Origin of the sequence: Porphyromonas bobii (assembly GCF_943169685.1) — a bacterium.
GTDB classification, from domain to species: Bacteria; Bacteroidota; Bacteroidia; order Bacteroidales; family Porphyromonadaceae; genus Porphyromonas; species Porphyromonas pasteri.
Window position 1 is genome coordinate 396,773 of record NZ_CALPBU010000001.1, and the last position, 18,218, is coordinate 414,990.

The 18,218-nt window shown below is 55.2% G+C and carries 16 protein-coding genes; 5 read left to right on the top strand and 11 right to left on the bottom strand.

Going from position 1 to position 18,218, the window contains the following annotated elements; translation table 11 throughout:
• The first annotated feature begins 2 nt into the window (after window positions 1-2).
• From KO088_RS01620 to KO088_RS01640, 5 genes are all read left to right on the top strand, one after another.
• On the top strand, window positions 3-719 hold the full coding sequence (locus tag KO088_RS01620; RefSeq protein ID WP_215493097.1) for an SAM-dependent methyltransferase: 717 nt from the start codon (window positions 3-5) through the stop codon (window positions 717-719).
• A gap of 11 nt (window positions 720-730) precedes the next feature.
• Window positions 731-2,146, top strand: coding sequence for a methyltransferase RsmF C-terminal domain-like protein (locus KO088_RS01625; protein WP_215493099.1), 1,416 nt, complete (start codon window positions 731-733; stop codon window positions 2,144-2,146).
• Window positions 2,147-2,161: 15 nt separating this feature from the next.
• Window positions 2,162-2,890 carry a tRNA1(Val) (adenine(37)-N6)-methyltransferase gene (locus KO088_RS01630; protein ID WP_215493100.1) on the top strand — a complete coding sequence of 243 codons (729 nt, stop codon included), beginning with the start codon at window positions 2,162-2,164 and terminating at the stop codon, window positions 2,888-2,890.
• Window positions 2,891-3,374: 484 nt separating this feature from the next.
• Window positions 3,375-5,171 carry a DUF349 domain-containing protein gene (locus tag KO088_RS01635; protein ID WP_215493101.1) on the top strand — a complete coding sequence of 599 codons (1,797 nt, stop codon included), beginning with the start codon at window positions 3,375-3,377 and terminating at the stop codon, window positions 5,169-5,171.
• Between the two features lie 81 nt (window positions 5,172-5,252).
• The gene (locus KO088_RS01640) at window positions 5,253-5,594 is read left to right on the top strand and encodes a DUF6122 family protein (protein WP_215493102.1); all 342 of its coding nucleotides are present in this window, start codon (window positions 5,253-5,255) and stop codon (window positions 5,592-5,594) included.
• Between the two features lie 81 nt (window positions 5,595-5,675).
• Here KO088_RS01640 and KO088_RS01645 read toward each other — a convergent pair whose 3' ends face one another.
• From KO088_RS01645 to KO088_RS01695, 11 genes are all read right to left on the bottom strand, one after another.
• Window positions 5,676-7,097, bottom strand: coding sequence for a Gfo/Idh/MocA family protein (locus KO088_RS01645; protein WP_188807372.1), 1,422 nt, complete (start codon window positions 7,095-7,097; stop codon window positions 5,676-5,678).
• 27 nt (window positions 7,098-7,124) lie between these two features.
• Window positions 7,125-8,711, bottom strand: coding sequence for a peptide chain release factor 3 (locus KO088_RS01650; RefSeq protein ID WP_215493103.1), 1,587 nt, complete (start codon window positions 8,709-8,711; stop codon window positions 7,125-7,127).
• Between the two features lie 10 nt (window positions 8,712-8,721).
• Complete coding sequence (locus tag KO088_RS01655) at window positions 8,722-9,279, bottom strand: DUF4924 family protein (RefSeq protein ID WP_215493104.1); 558 nt, start codon at window positions 9,277-9,279, stop codon at window positions 8,722-8,724.
• A 12-nt stretch (window positions 9,280-9,291) separates the two neighbouring features.
• Complete coding sequence (locus KO088_RS01660; RefSeq protein ID WP_251419713.1) at window positions 9,292-10,548, bottom strand: alkaline phosphatase family protein; 1,257 nt, start codon at window positions 10,546-10,548, stop codon at window positions 9,292-9,294.
• A 509-nt stretch (window positions 10,549-11,057) separates the two neighbouring features.
• Window positions 11,058-12,419, bottom strand: a complete 1,362-nt coding sequence (locus KO088_RS01665) for a dihydroorotase (RefSeq protein WP_215493106.1) — start codon at window positions 12,417-12,419, stop codon at window positions 11,058-11,060.
• 17 nt (window positions 12,420-12,436) lie between these two features.
• The gene (locus tag KO088_RS01670) at window positions 12,437-13,129 is read right to left on the bottom strand and encodes a CPBP family intramembrane glutamic endopeptidase (RefSeq protein ID WP_215493108.1); all 693 of its coding nucleotides are present in this window, start codon (window positions 13,127-13,129) and stop codon (window positions 12,437-12,439) included.
• On the bottom strand, window positions 13,126-14,055 hold the full coding sequence (locus tag KO088_RS01675) for a helix-turn-helix transcriptional regulator (RefSeq protein ID WP_215493110.1): 930 nt from the start codon (window positions 14,053-14,055) through the stop codon (window positions 13,126-13,128). The genes KO088_RS01670 and KO088_RS01675 overlap by 4 nt, the downstream gene beginning before the upstream one ends.
• Before the next feature lie 48 nt (window positions 14,056-14,103).
• Window positions 14,104-14,646 (bottom strand): ribosome maturation factor RimM, encoded by a 543-nt coding sequence (locus KO088_RS01680; protein ID WP_215493111.1) that lies wholly within the window; start codon window positions 14,644-14,646, stop codon window positions 14,104-14,106.
• 3 nt (window positions 14,647-14,649) lie between these two features.
• On the bottom strand, window positions 14,650-15,960 hold the full coding sequence (gene murA / locus KO088_RS01685) for a UDP-N-acetylglucosamine 1-carboxyvinyltransferase (RefSeq protein ID WP_215493112.1): 1,311 nt from the start codon (window positions 15,958-15,960) through the stop codon (window positions 14,650-14,652).
• A 28-nt stretch (window positions 15,961-15,988) separates the two neighbouring features.
• The gene (locus KO088_RS01690; RefSeq protein ID WP_215493113.1) at window positions 15,989-16,597 is read right to left on the bottom strand and encodes a DUF4290 domain-containing protein; all 609 of its coding nucleotides are present in this window, start codon (window positions 16,595-16,597) and stop codon (window positions 15,989-15,991) included.
• 13 nt (window positions 16,598-16,610) lie between these two features.
• Window positions 16,611-17,957 (bottom strand): glucose-6-phosphate isomerase, encoded by a 1,347-nt coding sequence (locus KO088_RS01695; RefSeq protein ID WP_215493114.1) that lies wholly within the window; start codon window positions 17,955-17,957, stop codon window positions 16,611-16,613.
• Window positions 17,958-18,218: the final 261 nt, after the last annotated feature.

Below are 18,218 nucleotides of genomic sequence, written 5' to 3' on the forward strand. Positions count from 1 at the left end.
CCATGGCTCACTCCAATCTTGGCAAGCTCTATCTGATCCCAGTGCCCATCGCCGAAGTAGATCATCGTACTTGCCTGCCCGAATATAATCGGGAGCTTCTGCCTACGATTCGCCACTACATCGTAGAGAATATCCGCTCGGCACGACGCTTCCTCAAGGCCGCTGATCGGAATATTGACATTGATAGTATCACCTTCTACGAGCTGAATAAGCATACGCCCGAAGGCGCTATCGGGGAATATCTCCGCCCCGCACAAGCTGGTGAGCCCGTGGGCGTCATCTCGGAGGCGGGCTGTCCTGCTGTAGCTGACCCAGGAGCTGATGTAGTAGCGCTGGCACAGCGCCTCGGTATCGAGGTCGTCCCGCTTGTAGGTCCCAGCTCGATCCTGATGGCTCTGATGGGCTCGGGCTTCAATGGTCAGGGCTTTGCCTTTGTAGGTTACCTGCCTATCGAAGATGCTCGCCGCGTGCAGACACTCAAGGAGCTGGAGCATCGTGTGCATACCAAGGGCGAGACGCAGATCTTTATCGAGACGCCCTACCGCAATGTGCAGCTCGTCGAGCAACTCATTCGCCACTGCTCTCCAGATCTTAAGCTCTGCATCGCATCGGGTATTAGCTCCGAAGGCGCGATACTTCGTACACGAAAGCTCTCTGCTTGGCGTGGCAACATCCCCCAGATTCACAAGGTCCCCACGATATTCCTCATCGGTCAGTAAGCTCCTTTGTGATGGCACTTCAGACACCTATCCCCGCTTTATTCTCCGATCAGCTTCGGGAGTTATTTCCCACCGAGGCCGAAGCCCTGCTTGCTTCCTTAGACGAAGAAGCATCTGTCTCGGTGCGCCTCAATGTGCGTAAGACGGAGACGCCTCCTGCTTCTCTACCTATTGGAGAAGCTGTCCCTTGGGCTAAGCCTGTGGGCTTCTACCTCGATGGGCGTCCTGCCTTCGCCGCTGACCCACTTTGGCACGCAGGTGTCTACTATGTACAGGAGGCTTCATCGATGCTTCTACGCCTCGTAGCTCCACTCTTGGGCGAAGAACCCTTGCGTGCGCTTGACCTCTGCGCTGCTCCAGGCGGGAAGAGTACGCTCCTCGTGGACCTTCTCCCCGAAGGTAGTACGCTGGTGAGCAATGAACTCATTCGCTCGCGTGCACAGATCCTCGCGGAGAACATTCAGAAGTGGGGTGGGGTACACTCTGTAGTGACCTCGACCGAACCGCAACGTCTCGGGCGTCTCAGAGAGCAATTTGACTTCATCTTAGTCGATGCACCTTGTTCGGGCGAAGGAATGTTCCGCAAAGAAGAGGAAGCCCGCCGCCAATGGACCCCTGGCTTGGTCGAAAGTTGCGCCCGTCAGCAGCGGGAGATCCTTGACGATATCTGGCCAGCACTTGCACCTGGTGGGCTGATGGTCTATAGTACCTGCACCTTCAATCGTCAGGAGGACGAGGATATGCTCGCCTATCTCGCCGAGGAATTAGGTGCCGAGCCCGTGGCCTTGCCTGACCTTCCCGAGCCAATCACTCCATCGTCCCTCAGCTCTTACCCCTGCTACCGCATGATGCCGCATCGCTTACGTGGCGAAGGCCTATTTATGGCCGTTGTCCGTAAGCCAGATGCCGAGGTAGGTAGCGCTCGTACCAAGTCTGCTCGCTCAAAAAGCAAGCCCAATCCGAAACTCCCTCAGGAGGTACTTCGTTGGCTTAGTCCAGAGCTACGTGCAGATGTCACGCTACAGTCCTTGCCTGACGGCACACTCACGGCTATTCCCTCGGCATTGTATCCCATCGTCGAAGCGCTCCAAGGGGCGAAGATTCCCATTCTTACTTCGGGGATTCCCTTGGCTGAAGTCAAGGGGCGCGACTTCTTACCGCTTCCAGCTCTCGCTCTAAGCGTGGGGCTGGACGATGAAGCCTTTCCCCGAGCCGAACTGACGCAAGAAGAGGCGATCCGTTATTTGGCTCGTGAGGCAGTCTCGCTTTCAGCTGACACGCCTCGTGGGCTTGTCCTCGTCACCTATGAAGGCTATCCTTTAGGATTCGCGAAGCACTTGGGTAACCGAACGAACAATCTCTATCCGCAGGCATGGCGTATTCGCCATCCTGAGCTCCTGCTCTCAGGGCTGGATGCGAAGGAATAATACCTTCGCCCATCCATGGATAAGCCCTTTTATCTAAAGCAATTCACCCTCTATCAGGGGAATACGGCGCAGCGTGTGGGGACAGATGCCCTGCTCTTAGGAGCATGGCCCTTCGTCCACACATTGCCCGAGAAGGCGCATATCCTTGATGTCGGAGCTGGGACGGGTATTGTCTCGCTGATGATGGCACAGCGCTTCTCGGACGCAGTGGTCGAAGCGTGGGAGGTGGAAGACGGCGCTCTCAAGGACGCTGCGACGAACTTTGCCACCTCTCCCTTTGCTGATCGTCTCCGCATTCACTCACAAGACTACCTGCATGCCAAGCAGGAGGACTGGCATCCCTTTGATCTTATTATCTCCAATCCACCCTATTATACCGAAGGCATTCTGCCCGATGATGTGCGTCTGCGCTTAGCGCGGCACGTAGCCGAAGGCCTATCGCCTGAGAATCTCCTTCGCACGGCAGCGCGACTCTTAGCTCCTCGTGGTGCCTTAGCCTTCATCTCGCCTGCGGCCTCGCTTCCTTCTCTTCGCCGAATAGCTGTCGAGTCGGGCTGGCGACTTAGTGAGCTGGTTACGATCTACTCGAAGCCTGGAGAGGTCAAGCGTACGCTTACGCTTTGGTGTCGCCTCTCCGATACTGCGGAATACACACCGACTCACTGTCTTGATCTCACACTCCAAGACGCTAAGGGAGCACCCTCAGCCGAATATAAAGCCTGGCTCAGGGACTTCCTTCTCTGATTCTCCCCATCTTTTTATCCTTGGTAGTGGAGCTGAATAGGCTTCACTATCTCTGTATATAGGTATGTGGTGGTAACCAGTACTGGTCAGCAGTCGAAGTAGTACTGGTCGCTATATGTTACCAGTACTGGTCGCAAATTGGACCAGTACTGCTTCACTCGTTGACCAGTACTGGTTCATATTTCCCCTCTTTACTGCTGGTTCGGAGTACTTCTTTGGCGGCTTGGTATGGTCAGCTATATGTCTGGGCTTTGTTCGATAGAGAGATAGCTGATGTATCGTGCTTGACTTGAAAGGTGGCTCCCTCAAGCAGGAATCATGAATATATACTGCGGGAGAATTGGGGCAAAAGGAAAAAAATGTTTAGCTTTGTAGTGAGCAAGATTTTCAGTCCTTATTATACCTCTTCGAAGGCCTTTGCATACAGTCTCTCCAAGGGGTAGAGTGGGGATGGGATAGCACTACAATATAGAAGAGAATGACTATGGAACTCCAGACACCAGACCAAGCACAGCTTGACCACACTGCCCCCGCAGCACAAGACGCGGCTACACCACTCGATCAGACTCCCTCCTATCAGTCCATGAGCCCCCAGGAGCTCGTCGATCACTTGGCTGTACTCCTTCAGCAAGAAGAACTACCTGAGCGTAAGCTCGTCGAGAATATCCGTGGTCAATTCATTCGTCGTCGTGAGCGCCTTGATCCCAACGACAAGGAGCAACGTGAATCCTTCGAAGTGCAAGAACTCCGCCTCGAAGGCCTACTCTCTACCTTCCGCGAGCACGACAAGAAGCGTCAGGAAGCCTTAGAGCAGCTCTATGCTGAAAATAAGGTCAAGAAGGAAGCTCTCCTTCAGCGCTTCGAGGATCTCTTCAAGAGTAATGAGGAAGGCGCCGAATTTGGAAGCCTTTACTCGACCTTCACCGCTATCCGCGATGAGTGGAATGCCCTGGGACAACTGGATCCCAAGGATGCCACCGTGCTCAACCGCCGCTTCTACGAGCTGCGTGATCAGTTCTATGATCTCAAGGCTATCAATGATGACCTGCGCCAGATCGACTTCAAGAAGAATCTGGAGGCAAAGCAGGCTATCCTCGCAGAGCTTCGTCAGCTCGATAGCGTGAAGGATACGATCGCGGCTTATCGCCGTCTGCAGGAGCTCACCGCACAGTGGCACGAACTTGGCCCTGTATCAAAGGAGCATCGTCAGGAGATCAACACCGAATTCAAGCAGCTGGCTACGGCCCAGCATAAGCGTCATCAGGAGTTCCATGACCAGCGTAAGGCTACCGAAGAAGAGAATCTCCAGGCTAAGGAGCGCCTCTGTCTGCAGGTAGAGGAATTACTCTCTTCCGCTCCACTCTCCTCGCACTCTGCCTTTAACAAGGCTGTCGAGCAGATCAAGGCTATGCAGGAAGAGTGGCGTAAGATCGGCCGTGCTCCCCGCAAGGACAACGAATCTATCTACCAGCGCTTCCGTGCCGGTATCGATGCCTTCTTCCGCCGTCGCAATGACTTCTTCAAGGCTAATCACGAGCATACCGAGGAGATCCTGCAGAAGAAGCGTGCGCTCATCGAGCGTGCTGCTGCTCTGAAGGACAGCACCGCTTGGGAGGAAACGACCAACGCACTCAAGGCTCTCCAAAAGGAATGGCAGGAGCTCGGTGCCGTATCTCCTAAGTACAGCCAGAAGATCTGGGAAGAGTTCCGTGCCAGCTTCGACTACTTCTTCGATCGTAAGAAGAAGGAAGCTCCCCGCCGTGACAAGGCTTACAGCGAAGCTCGCAAGAGCCTGGCTGTAAAGCGTGAGATCATCAAGGAACTTACGGCTATCAACGAAGGCGAAGTACCTGAGAATCTCCGAGATCTACTCAATAGCTACAACGAACGCTGGAAGCAGGCTGGCTTCGTCCCCAACAAGGATCGTGAGGCTATCAATGCGGCTTATCGTGAGCTGCTCGATGCTCTGCATGGCAAGCTACGCCGTCATCGTGAGGAGCGTCGTCTCTCGGGCTATAGCGCTTCGCTGAGTAATCTCGAGGGTAAGGGGGCCACGCTGCAGAGCGAGCACAGCCGTATGCAGCGTCATCTGGATCGTCTGCGTAGCGAGCTCCAGACCTATGAGAGCAACCTGACTCGCCTCAACATCAGTAGTAAGTCGGGCTCTTCACTCCTCTCCGAGATAGAGCGTAAGCGCGATGCTCTCGTAGCAGACATCCACCTGACGGAGCAGAAGATCGCCCTCCTCGTAGAAAAGGAAAAGGCAGGCGAAGAGGCTTAGTCCCTTCCTCCTCTCACTTCATAGCGACTCCCCAGGGACCCCATGATGGCGTGCCTGGGGAGTCTTTTGTCTCCCACTCCTATGCTCGCTCGCACACTCGTGCACTATGGTCTGCACTTCGTCTTTCCGCTGGTGATAGCGCTGCTCTGGCCGCGTCGTCGCTGGACGATGGTGTATCTCCTCCTTCTATCGACTATGCTGATCGACGTAGACCACCTCTTGGCACGCCCGATCTTTGACCCGAATCGCTGTAGTGTCGGGACGCATCTCCTGCACTCCTATCCGATGGTAGGGCTCTATGTGGTGATGCTCTTCCTACCCTATGAGCGCTGGGGATGGCCTTGGTGGCTACGTGTCCTGGCAGTCGGCTTGACCTTGCATATCCTCACCGACTGGCAGGACTTCTACCTGTGGTTGCACTAAGGGTCTTGATATAAAGAGAGCGCCCCGATAAGCGATAGGCTTATCGGGGCGCTCTGTCTTTAGGGGAAAGTATCCGAAGGACTACTTAGCGAAGTGCAGCTGAAGGCCCTTGATACGCTTCCAAGCTCCACGAGTGAAGTCGGGGAAGGCAACAGGTGCAGACTGGTGCTCCAGAGAGAGACGAGTCAGGTCACCGATGACAGACCATTCAGCGAGGTCATAGACGTCCATATCGAGGGGCAGACCATTGCGCATACAGTAGATCAGACGATAGTCCATGATGAAGTCCATACCGCCGTGACCACCGACCTTCTTAGCCTTCTCAGCGATCTCCTTCTGGATGGGGTGCTGGTACTTCTTCATCAGCTCATCTCTGGTAGCATCGCTGACGTAGTCGTGGCTCTTGAGGTCTTCGTGGTTAGGTACAGCCTTGAGGTTCTGCTCTGTGGGACGGAGAGCATAGCCTTCATTGGGGTATTTGTTCGCGAAGCCGTCGGTACCGATGACCTGATACATACGGTCGTATGGGCGATAAGAAGCGACATTGTGCTCGAGGTAGATCGTCTTGCCAAGAGCCGTCTTGATGAGCGTCTGAGTCATCTCACCATTCTTGACTACGGGATTCTTTACGCCGAGCTGCTTCTCCATGAAGCGAGGGATAGAGGTGGCAGGTACGTCCATAGAGGTGAGGTACTCCATACGGTCGCCACGGTGGATATTGAGTACCCAGCAAGCTGGGCCAAGGCCGTGCGTCGCATAGACATCACCGCGATTCTCCTGATTGAATTTCAGGCGCCAGTTGCCTTCGTAGTACTTCCAGAAGGGCTCGAGGTTGTGGATGTAAGCACCCTTAGCGCTGAGGACATCACCGAAGAGGCCTTGCTGAGCCATGTTGAGTGTGGTGAGCTCGAAGAAGTCATAGACGCAGTTCTCGAGCATCATGCAGTGACGCTGCGTGCGCTCAGCCGTGTTGATGACGTCCCAAGCTTCCTTGAGGGTCGTCACAGCTGGTACTTCACAAGCGACGTGCTTGCCCTTCTGCATAGCATAGATCATCATAGGGGCGTGACGTGCCCAGTCGGTAGCGATGTAGACCAGATCGATGTCGGGGCGGTCGCAGAGCTGCTTCCATGCCTCTTCGCTACCGCTGTAAGTAGCTGCTTCGGGGAAGCCTGCCTTCTTGAGGATAGCTTGGCTCTTCTCGACACGGTCGGGGTGAAGGTCACAGAGCGCCTTGATCTCTACGCCCTCGATCTGGGTGAAGCGCTCGACGGCACCAGGGCCACGCATACCCAGCCCGATGAAGCCCACGCGAACGACAGGCATCGGAGCATGGCGGAGTCCGAGTACATCTCGCTGCCCAGCGGGGCGCTTAGGGATAGCGGTCTCGAGTAGGTAGCTCTTAGCGGGCTGCTTACTCTTTGCCTTTCCCTGGGCACTTACGGCCCCCACCGAGAGGATCGTAGCCAGGAGTAGGGAGGCTACTTGCTTGATTGCTTTCATGTAATTGTGTAGAATTAAAATATGGTATTATTTACCGAATTCGGAGGTGAAGTGGAAGCGTATCTTGGGGAAGTCCTGCTGCGCCATCGTCAGTACATAGCCCGAGTCGGCCAGATAGACATCACGACCAATAAGGTCCTTCGCCATGAACTGAGACTTACGCTTCTTGAAGTTCTCGAGCTCTGCGGGATCATCGCTTTCGATCCAGCACGCCTTGTAGAGGCTGATAGGCTCCCAGCGACAGGCGGCGCCATACTCGTGGAGTAGGCGGTACTGGATGACTTCGAACTGGAGCTGGCCGACCGTGCCAATGATCTTACGACCGTTGAACTGATTGACGAAGAGCTGTGCTACGCCCTCGCCCATGAGCTGGTCGATACCCTTGGCGAGCTGCTTGGTCTTCATCGGATCTTGGTTCTCGATGTACTTGAAGAGCTCGGGGGAGAAGCTGGGGAGCCCCTTGAAGTGAAGCTCCTCGCCAGCCGTAATGGTATCACCGATGCGGAAGTTCCCCGTGTCAGGTAGACCGATGATGTCGCCTGCGAAGGCCTCCTCTACCGTCTCCTTGCGCTGGGCCATGAAGGCCGTTGGGCTGCTGAACTTCAAGCTCTTGCCGAGGCGTACGTATTTGTAGCTCGCATTACGCTCGAAGCGACCGGAGCAGATCTTGATGAAGGCGATACAGCTACGGTGGTTGGGATCCATGTTTGCATGGATCTTGAAAACAAAGCCAGTGAAGGCGGGTTCGTAGGGCGACACCTCACGTTCCTCGGCCTTGACGGGGCGTGGAGATGGGGCGATCTCTACGAAGCAGTTGAGGAGCTCTTGCACCCCGAAGTTGTTGAGTGCCGAGCCAAAGAATACGGGAGCAATATCGCCTGACAGATATTCTTCGCGGTCAAACTCGGGGTATACCCCATCAACAAGCTCCAGATCCATACGGAGCTTCTCTGCCTGCTCGGGCGTGATGTGCTGCTCGAGCTCAGAGGAGTTGAGGTCTGTGATCGTGACGCTCTCGGTGATACGCTGCTTGTCAGGCGTGAAGAGATTGAGTGCACCCTCGTGGATGTTGTAGACACCACGGAAGCGCTGCCCCATATCGATGGGCCAAGAGAGAGGGCGTACACGTATCTGCAGCTCCTTCTCGATCTCATCAAGTAGGTCGAAAGGATCCTGCCCCTCGCGGTCCATCTTATTGATGAAGACCATCACGGGCGTCTTGCGCATACGGCACACCTCCATGAGGCGGCGGGTCTGGGTCTCTACCCCCTTAGCTCCGTCGATGACGATGATGACGCTATCGACAGCGGTGAGGGTACGGAAGGTATCTTCAGCGAAGTCCTGGTGACCAGGGGTATCCAAGATGTTGATCTTGTAGCCAGCGTACTCAAATCCCATGACGGAGGTAGCTACGGAGATACCACGCTGCTTCTCAATCTCCATCCAGTCACTCGTCGCGGTCTTCTTGATCTTGTTACTCTTGACGGCACCTGCTACGTGGATAGCCCCCCCGAAGAGAAGGAGTTTCTCGGTGAGGGTCGTCTTACCGGCGTCAGGGTGACTGATGATAGCGAAGGTACGTCGCTGGTCGATCTCTTTCTTATATTCGTTCATGTAGGGGGATCTAATTATGAGTAGTGTCTTCGGCCTCGATGCCCTCTTGCTCCATCTTGTAGCGGTGAGCAAGCATAGCTAGGAAGGCGCTGATCTGCTTCATTGACTTCTTGGTCTCCTCGCTGACCTCCTTATGCTGGAGGCTGAGGGTGATATAGCCGTAGAGGGCATTAAAGCAAGTCTCAAGGTCACTCTCCACTGCTCCGTTATTCTTGCCTCGGAGCTGGATGAGAGCTGGGAGTATCTGCAGGTGCAGTCCCGAGTAGACGATGTCATTGGGATTGCTGATGAGGCGGCGGTGAAGCTCCTCGAGCTGCATCAGCACGATGCGGTTGACATCAAGATGCCCCGACTGTACCTTGCCCTCGGTGCGCATCATTTCGATAAGCTCTAGATACCATAAGCGGATCTTAGCACGCTTCTCTTCGTCGACGTCGTAGCGGGGGAGGAGGAGCTGATCGACTCCCTCAGGGGAGACGCCTGCAGCACGGATGAGGTCCTCTACCTGCCACATATAGAGCAGGTATTCTGCGATATTCTCTTTGCGCTTCTTCTGTGCAATGATCATAGGGGAGAGCGGCTACTTCTTCTTGAGGAGTGATGAGGCGAGGGCTTCGTCTGCATCATGTGCGCCGGGCTGGAGGCCGAGGATACGGCAGACGAGAGGGTAGAGGGTGATATTGGGGATGGGCTTAGAGACCTTTCTTCCAGGCTGGAAGTCTGGACCGACAGCCTTGAAGATGGCGTACATCTCAGGATTCTTATTGTCGAAGCCATGTCCAGCATAGAGGAAGTCCTTGGGGATGCCTTGAGGACGGAAGAAGATCTGCGTGCCGAGGTCTGCGATGAGTACCAGCTCACCGATGCGGGGGCTGCTACCGAAGTGTAGGCGAGCGGGTAGCTCATTCTTGCGGTATACCGATACGTGGGGTACCTTCTTCAGGATCTTATATGCCGTCTCGGTATAGCCCTTCTTGGGATAGAGGTGAGTGAAGGGCCCTGTAGCGACATGCTCAAAGCTATCAATAGGGAGGTAGTCTGCGAGGTTGACCGCCTTGCTGCGGTCGAAGGACTGCATCCCATGGTCTGAGACGAGGATGAAGTCTACCTGCTGATGGATGGGAAGCTTAGCGAGTCCCTTGCGGAAGTAGCCGATGACTGAGTCCATCTTCTCTACCATGCGAAGGGTCTTAGGTGACTCAGGGCCGTTGTGGTGGCCTGTATGGTCGGGCTCTTCGATATACCACATAACCAGATGTGGACGCTCTGCCGTAGGGAGGTTCAGCCAGCTAAGTACCGAGTCAGCACGATCCGTGTAGGGTACCTTGTCGTTGAACTTCTTCCAACGGTCGGGGTGGTGTCCCCCGACGGGTGTCTCACTACCGACCCAGAAGAAGCTGGCGGACTTCACTCCGTGGCGACGCGCTACATTCCACAGTGGCTCGCCCTTGTAGAAGGCGGGATCTGCTACGGCCTTGCGGTCGCCGAGGCGATAGCGTGCACCACGCTCGTCCCAGAACTCATTGCCGACGAGTCCATGATTATTGGGATAAAGCCCCGTAGCCATCGAGTAGTGGTTGGGGAAGGTCAGCGTGGGGTAGGAGGGGCGGAAGCGACCAGCAAGCCCCTCACGATCCATCGCATCGAGGTTGGGGGTAGCGCAACGCCCTTGGTAGTCGGGGCGGAAGCCATCAAGTGAGAGGATGACCACGTAGCGGTCTTGGCGTGGGGTAGGCTGTCTGAGAGCAGCTGTATGTTGTCTGGTCGTACCGCAGCCAGTGATAGCAGTAGCGGTAAGGGCCGTGGCGCAGAGGAGCGCACAGAGACTCGACTTCATCGGAGTGGCAGATCTATTTCGTAAGCGTGAAAAATGCTCCCTGTCGACCGAGGTGGAGGGCAAGGAGACCTATTGTTGTCTTTACTACAAAGTTAATGAAAAAGCCCCTTTGTGCGATGCCTCTTCGTTACGTGAGTGCTGAGCTTGAATATCAGGAATAGTCTCCTCCTATTTCTCTCGGTTATAGGGTCGTGATCCCCCTGGGCGGGGCAGTCGCTTAGTGCGACTTTGGAGGGGCTGTATAGTATCTTGGGATATAGCCTGTTAGAGTGGGGAATATGAAGGAGTACTGGTCACTAAGTAGACCAGTACTGGTCGGTGATATGTACCAGTACTGGTTCGATTGCTGACCAGTACTGCTCACTTCGTCGACCAGTACTGGTTGACATTCCTCTTTCAATCGTTCTTCTCTCAGTATAGGTTCGGATCCATACGTGTAGCCCCTTCTCCGAAGGCTGATGGCACTTTGGAGAAGGGGCTACACGTGTGGTAAAGAGAAGGGTGTCGGACTATGGACGCGAGTAGAGTAGTGGTGCCACCGATGGGCGTACCTCGCTGAGTGCTCCTGCGCGATACGCACAGTCTCCATTGATATAGGTAGCCTCGACGCGGTGACCGAAGGCGTGACCTTCGAAGGGTGACCAACCGCAGAGGGAGATGATGCTCTCAGTCTTGACGGGTGTCTTGCCCTCGGGATCGATGAGGACGAGGTCGGCATAGTAGCCTTCGCGCAGGTAGCCTCGCTTCTCGATAGCGAAGAGCTCGGCAGGGCGGTGTGCCATTTTCTCCACGACCAGCTCCTTCGTGAATACGCCTTCGCGAGCCATGTCAAGCATGGAGATGAGTGCATACTGCGTGAGCGGGCCTCCGCTGGCTGCGGTGAGGCAGTTGCCTTCCTTCTCAGAGAGGAGGTGTGGGGCGTGGTCAGTGGCTACGATGTCGACGAGTCCCGAGCGAACGGCTGCACGAAGCGCTTCACGATCTCGGAGGGTCTTGACAGCTGGATTCCACTTGATGCGGTTGCCTAAGCGGTCGTAGTCGGCATCGGTGAAGATGAGGTGGTGCACACAGACCTCGGCTGTGATCTTCTTCTCAGCAAGTGGGAGGTCATTGCGGAAGAGGGAGAGCTCACGCTCCGTCGAGACGTGGAGGATGTGCAGGCGGCTATCAAGGCGTGTCGCCAGCTCGACGGCTTCACTCGAGGAGCGATAGCATGCCTCTTCGCTGCGGATGAGAGGGTGGTAGTGTACATCGAGCTTCTCTTCGCCTACGGTGGCGAGGTAGTGCTCGCGGTTAGCACGGATGATCTCTTCCTTCTCGCAGTGCGTGGCGATGATGAGGTCGGTCTCAGAGAAGATACGCTCAAGGGTCTTCTTATCATCGACAAGCATATTACCCGTCGATGAGCCGAGGAAAAGCTTGAGCCCAGGGGTACGACGTGCATCAATTCGCTGGATCTCATCGGCATTATCATTACTCCCCCCGAAGAAGAAGGAGAAGTTGGCCCACGAGGTCTCGGCGGCACGCTGCATCTTCCATTCCCAGGCCTCGAGGTTGGTCGTAGGAGGCTTGGTATTGGGCATCTCCATGAAGGAGGTCGTGCCACCAGCGACAGCGGCACGGCTCTCACTCTCTATCGTAGCCTTGTGCGTGAGCCCAGGCTCGCGGAAGTGTACCTGATCATCGATGCAGCCTGGTAGGAGCCAGAGGCTTTCTGCTGGGATTACTTCATCGACTTCACAGAGGAGGCCTTCGGGGAAGCTGTTCTCTCCCTCGTATATGCGCTCGATGAGAGCCCCCGAGGTCAAGAGAGAAGCAGTGAAGGAGCGGCCTTCGTTGATGAGAGTAGCGTTGCGGAAGAGTCGTTTCATTGTAGTATTCTGTGAGATTAAAGGATGGAGAGGAGAGCTAATGTATTGTTGAGAAAGTGGAGGAGTATCGGAAGGCGGAGGTTGCGTGAGTCCACTGCGAGGTAGCCGAGCATCATCCCTAAGAGCATGCGACTGGGAAAGCCCACGATAGCTCCATGGAAGAGGGCGAAGATCCCTGCTGAGAGGATGATCGGGAGCCAACGCTTGTATGGGAGGATACGCTGCAGTGTGCCCTGGAGAAGGCCTCGGAAGAAGAACTCTTCGGTGATGGCAGGGACAACTGCCATCGTGAGGAAGAGTAGGGGGCGAGAGCCTTCTCCACTGCTGAGAAGCTGTAGTAGTCGAGCCTCAACAGCATCCTGTACAGGGTAGCCAAGCTTCTGAGCAAGGACTATAATTCCCATATAGAGGAGCTGAGCAAGAAGAAGGACAAGGAGAGAGAGCCCGAGGATGGTGAAGCTATGCTTAGGCTTTCGGTACTTGGCTGGTAGCGGTTGGGAGATCCTGCTCCAAGCAGCTTTCCCCGAGGGAAGGAAGAAGGTAGGAAGCAAAAAGATGCACAGCGAAATCACAGTATTCGTGATCAGCTGTGCATCTACTGATGGGGTCGGGAGGAGTGTCCCCCCGAGAAGCATGAGTCCAGGAGTGAAGAGACCTAATGAGATGAGTATCCATGCAGCGAGTGCCGCAAGCTCGGTCTGTGGCTTCATTCCTCGAGGTCTTCGGCTGTATCGTCTTGCTGTAAACCTTGTCCTCGGCGAATCTTCAGCGGGGAGAGACCGAACATACGACGGCAGAACGCTGACAGGTAGCCAGGTGAGGAGAAGTAATAGCGCTCAGAGATCTCCGTCAGTGATAGGTTGCTATCGACCAGATCCTTGTACACATGGCGGGCGCGCTGCTGGAGAAGCCACTTCAGTGGAGAGACACCGAACTCATCGTCGAACATACGCGTCAGCGTCGCTGGGGGTACGCCGAGCTTGCTGGCGAGATCCTCTACATTGCGACACGAGAGGTGATGCTTGAAGACCTGACAGCTGAAGCCTGAGCGCTTGCAGTGGAAGCCTCGAAGGAATTCCTCTTGGACGCGGCGAGCATAGTTCATGCGTAGCAGGAGGAAGAGTTCTTGAAGCTTTACGTCAAAGAGGCGCAGGTCAGAGAGGGAGTATTGTAAGTACTCTATGATGGCACATGTCCAGAGGTCAATACCATGGGACATAGGGAGCACCGTGAGATCCTTCCCCTTATGCAAATCTGGGAGCTGGAAGCTCTTCTTCTTTGGACGCTCTGGGCACTGACGAGCACAGAGATGTACGCTGGGGAGGAAGTGGAAGGTAATGCATGAAGTCTCTCCCTCGGCCACGATATTGAGGAGGGTACCCATCGGGACGAAGATCATACTCTTCGCTGCGAAGTGCTGAGACTCCTGCTCTCCATTCATGTAGGTAGTGATCTTCCCTGAGAGGAGGAAGATGAGGTAATAGTCACCTTGGCTCTTCAGATAGAGGTGCTCTCCATCGGCTAATTGCTTGTGCTGCGGGATGGAGATAAGGGCTGCTGACTGGTGCTTGAAGACCGAGTTGCCAGTGAATAAAGGCTCTTCGTCAAACCGAGGAGAGGCTACTGTCGGACGCATAAAATAATGGGTTGCAAAGGGTGCAAGGTAATGGATGCAGGGCTGATATTATAGTTCAAGTAGTCCTGTGGGGATATGCAGATAGAGGCGGTGCCCCTGGAGGTCAAGGCGCTCAATGAGCTCCTCGGAGATAGGGAGGATAAGCTCCTCGCCAGCAGTCGTCTCGACTCGCAGTAGAGTATTGATTGTCGATTCGTCGATCTCTACAGCACGCCCTACATAGCTTTGTGTAGAGGCATCGTAGAGGTCAAAGCCGACAAAGTGCTGAAGGTCGAAGAAGTCCTCGACATCTTCCTCACCAGAGAGGTAGTCACGATCCAGCCAAACGGGACGCCCCGTGAGAGCATCTGCTTCGTCCTTCGTCGTGATACCAGAGAAGGTGATGAGGTCGATATCCTCCCCTTTGGTGCGACGCTTTAGCACACGGTAGGGGATGAGCAGACCTTGCTCCTCCAGCATTAAAAAGAGTGAGGTGTCAGCCCCCTCCCATAGACCAGAGAGGTCTACGGAGAGCTTGGCTGACACTTCACCTTGCGTACCATGGGCACGGCCCAAGGTACCTATATGCTCGAAGTCTTCCTTACGCAGCATCGTTTAGAGGCGGGAGATACGGGCTCCAAGAGCATTCAGGCGGGCTGCGATGTCTTGATAGCCACGGTCGATCTGCTCGATATTATTGATCGTGCTGGTACCCTCTGCACTCATCGCTGCGATGAGTAGGGCGATACCTGCGCGGATGTCGGGAGAGGTCATCTTCGTAGCACGCAGCTGGTGCGACTGACCGAGACCGATGACGACGGCACGGTGGGGGTCACAGAGCATAATCTGAGCGCCCATATCGATGAGCTTATCTACGAAGAAGAGGCGGCTCTCAAACATCTTCTGATGGATGAGTACGCTACCCTTGGCCTGGGTGGCTGTGACGAGGAAGACGCTCAGGAGGTCTGGCGTCAGCCCAGGCCATGGAGCATCTGCTATGGTCAGGATAGAGCCGTCCATAAAGGTGTCGATCTCGTAGCCGTTGGGGTGGCGGGGGATGAAGAGGTCATCGCCCTGCTCTTCGATCGTGATACCCAGACGGCGGAAGGACTGTGGGATAATGCCGAGGTCAGGGATGCTGACGTTGGTGATGCGCAGCTCCGAGTTCGTCATAGCTGCCATACCGATGAAGCTACCGATCTCGATCATGTCGGGGAGCATAGTATGCTCTGCGCTATGGAGCTCCTTCACGCCCTGGATAGTGAGGCGGTTGGAGCCGATACCCTCGATCTGTGCACCCATACGTACCAGGAGCTTGGAGAGCTGCTGGAGGTAAGGCTCGCAGGCGGCATTGTAGATCGTCGTTGTCCCTTCGGCAAGAGCTGCTGCCATGAGGATGTTCGCCGTACCCGTGACAGAGGCTTCATCGAGGAGCATATACTTCCCCTGAAGCTTCTTAGCCTCGAGGATGTAGCTCTTCTTGTCGGAGTCATAGACACAGCTAGCACCGAGCTCCTGGAAGCCGATGAGATGCGTATCTAGACGGCGACGGCCGATCTTGTCGCCCCCAGGCTTGGGGAAGATAGCGTAGCCAAAGCGCCCAAGCAGAGCCCCAGCCATGAGGATGGATCCGCGCAGTGCTCGCGAGCGACTGAGGAACTCCTCACTGTGTAGATAGTCGATGTTGACTTCGTCGGCCTGGAAGGTATAGCTTCCCTCATCATTGAGGCGCGTCACCTTCACGCCGATGTGGCGCAGCAGGTCGATGAGGTTGTTTACATCGAGGATGTTGGGGATGTTGTGGATCGTCACGACCTCAGGGGTGAGGAGGACAGCGGAGATGATCTGGAGCGCTTCGTTCTTTGCGCCTTGGGGACGGATGCTACCCTGTAGGGAATAGCCGCCTTCAATTACGTAGGATGCCATATAGTAGTGAGTGGTATCGGAGCTTGAATTATTTCTTCTTAGCCTTCTTGCTGTTGAGAGGCTTCTGGAGCTTACCTGGTTTGTCTATTGTGTTGGGGTTGATGTTGAGCTTGCAGTTCTCAGGAGTGAGGAGGATCTGACCATCGGAGAGCTCGAAGAGGTCCTTGAAGATCTTGATATCCTCGACGTTCCCTTGGTTCCACGTCATGTAGTCGCGCTTCATCTGCAGTGCGATGAAGTACTCCGCAGCAGCACGCTCGGGTCCCATCTCCATAGCGCATACACGCTGGATCATGCCCTCGATGAAGTGACCGTAGTAGCGGTACTTGATGAAGTGGCCTGGGTACTCGGGCTTTTGCGTCTCGTGCTGGATCGCCTCCTTGGTGATGGTCCCCTCGGGGTAGTCGACATCAAGCTCGAAGTCGGACATGATAGCGAGGTGATCCCAGTAGATGGTCTCCTTGTCGATGCCAGCACCCTTCTCGGGTACGATGGCCTCCATGGAGCGTATGATACTGCGGGCACAAGCATTCCGCTCCTCACGATCCTCGATCGTCTTGCAGTGGGCTACCATATTCTGGATATGGCGGCCGTACTCGGGGAGAATGATGGTGGGCAGTTGATTGTTATATTCCATGCGGTGAGGAGAATTACTTCAGACGAGCCTTGATCGCCTCGGTCTCAGCCTCGAAGCCGGGCTTCTCGAGCAGGGCAAACATATTCTTCTTGTAGGCTTCGACACCGGGCTGGTTGAAGGGATTGACCTCAAGCATGTAGCCACTGATACCGACGGCCTTCTCAAAGAAGTAGAAGAGCTGCCCGATGTAGTAAGCATCCAGCTTGGGGAGTACGATGCGGATGTTGGGGACACCACCATCGATGTGTGCGACGCGTACGCCGAGCTCAGCCATTTTATTGACCTCATCGACGCGCTTGCCAGCGAGATAGTTCAGACCATCGAGGTTGGCTTCGTCTGACTCGATGCGTAGGGTGGTATCGGGCTCAGCGATGCTGACGATCGTCTCGAAGATGGAGCGCTCACCCTCCTGGATCCACTGCCCCATGGAGTGCAGGTCGGCAGAGAAGTCTACCGAGGCATTGAATATACCCTTGTGATCCTTCCCTTCGCTCTCACCATAGAGCTGCTTCCACCACTCACCGATATAGTGAAGACGTGGGTGGAAGTTGCCGAGGATCTCGATCTTCTTGCCTGCCTGATAGAGGCTGTTGCGAGCTGCAGCGTAGAGGGCTGAGGGATTCTCTGCGAAGGGGACGGACTCATCGACGAGTACCTTCATCTCACGAGCACCGCGGACGAGCTCACGGATATCGAAGCCAGCTACGGCGATAGGGAGCAAACCGACGGGGGTCAGTACAGAGAAGCGACCGCCGATGTCGTCGGGGATGATGAAGGTCTTATAGTCCTCCTTGTCTGCGAGAGTGCGCAGGGCGCCACGCGCCTTGTCGGTGACGGCGATGATGCGCTCGCGAGCTTCTTCGCGTCCTACCTGCTCTTCGAGGAGTGCCTTGAGGATGCGGAAGGCGATAGCGGGCTCAGTCGTCGTACCACTCTTGGAGATATTGATCAGACCGAAGCGCTTGTCACGGAGGAAGGCTACGAGCTCACAGAGGTAGTCCTCACCGATGTTGTGCCCAGCGAAGATCACCTGAGGAGCGGAGTGCTTCGTCTGATAGGCTTCGAAGGATGGGGTGAGTGCTTCGATGACAGCGCGTGCACCGAGGTAGCTCCCGCCGATACCGATGCTCACGACATAGTCGCAGCGCTCTTGCAGTCCACGGGCGGCCTCTTCGATGGATGAGAGTTGCTCTTCGCTGATCTCACAGGGGAGGTTGATCCACCCTAAGAAGTCATTACCCAGCCCTGTGCCAGCGTGGAGCTGCTGTTGGTACTGGTTACTCTTTTCTTCCCATGCTTGGACACTCTGGGGTGTGACAGCGGTGTAGATCCCGGAGAGATCTAATGTAAGCGTCTTCATTGTCTCTATGCTTAATTATGTATTCGCAATTATGTATCGCCGAGGCCTACTTGACGTAAGCCCGCGATGTCTCCTTCTCGTTGTGCCCATGACCTAAGCGGTGGGGACAACATGGATTTATGCAAAGATATGAAAAAGCCACTAAATTACACAGTTGCGTGGTCTATTTCCTGCATAAAAGAAGCACCTCCCATGCTCAGTCCTTAGACCAAGTATGGGAGGTGCGATTATCTCGCCTCCGAGGCGGGAGAGATGGACGTC

Bases quoted from the DNA above. Each gene is read 5' to 3' on its own strand.
- KO088_RS01620 (WP_215493097.1), top strand. From the start codon at position 3: ATGGCTCACTCCAATCTTGGCAAGCTCTATCTGATCCCAGTGCCCATC.
- KO088_RS01625 (WP_215493099.1), top strand. From the start codon at position 731: ATGGCACTTCAGACACCTATCCCCGCTTTATTCTCCGATCAGCTTCGG.
- KO088_RS01630 (WP_215493100.1), top strand. From the start codon at position 2,162: ATGGATAAGCCCTTTTATCTAAAGCAATTCACCCTCTATCAGGGGAAT.
- KO088_RS01635 (WP_215493101.1), top strand. From the start codon at position 3,375: ATGGAACTCCAGACACCAGACCAAGCACAGCTTGACCACACTGCCCCC.
- KO088_RS01640 (WP_215493102.1), top strand. From the start codon at position 5,253: ATGCTCGCTCGCACACTCGTGCACTATGGTCTGCACTTCGTCTTTCCG.
- KO088_RS01645 (WP_188807372.1), bottom strand. From the start codon at position 7,097: ATGAAAGCAATCAAGCAAGTAGCCTCCCTACTCCTGGCTACGATCCTC.
- KO088_RS01650 (WP_215493103.1), bottom strand. From the start codon at position 8,711: ATGAACGAATATAAGAAAGAGATCGACCAGCGACGTACCTTCGCTATC.
- KO088_RS01655 (WP_215493104.1), bottom strand. From the start codon at position 9,279: ATGATCATTGCACAGAAGAAGCGCAAAGAGAATATCGCAGAATACCTG.
- KO088_RS01660 (WP_251419713.1), bottom strand. From the start codon at position 10,548: ATGAAGTCGAGTCTCTGTGCGCTCCTCTGCGCCACGGCCCTTACCGCT.
- KO088_RS01665 (WP_215493106.1), bottom strand. From the start codon at position 12,419: ATGAAACGACTCTTCCGCAACGCTACTCTCATCAACGAAGGCCGCTCC.
- KO088_RS01670 (WP_215493108.1), bottom strand. From the start codon at position 13,129: ATGAAGCCACAGACCGAGCTTGCGGCACTCGCTGCATGGATACTCATC.
- KO088_RS01675 (WP_215493110.1), bottom strand. From the start codon at position 14,055: ATGCGTCCGACAGTAGCCTCTCCTCGGTTTGACGAAGAGCCTTTATTC.
- KO088_RS01680 (WP_215493111.1), bottom strand. From the start codon at position 14,646: ATGCTGCGTAAGGAAGACTTCGAGCATATAGGTACCTTGGGCCGTGCC.
- murA (WP_215493112.1), bottom strand. From the start codon at position 15,960: ATGGCATCCTACGTAATTGAAGGCGGCTATTCCCTACAGGGTAGCATC.
- KO088_RS01690 (WP_215493113.1), bottom strand. From the start codon at position 16,597: ATGGAATATAACAATCAACTGCCCACCATCATTCTCCCCGAGTACGGC.
- KO088_RS01695 (WP_215493114.1), bottom strand. From the start codon at position 17,957: ATGAAGACGCTTACATTAGATCTCTCCGGGATCTACACCGCTGTCACA.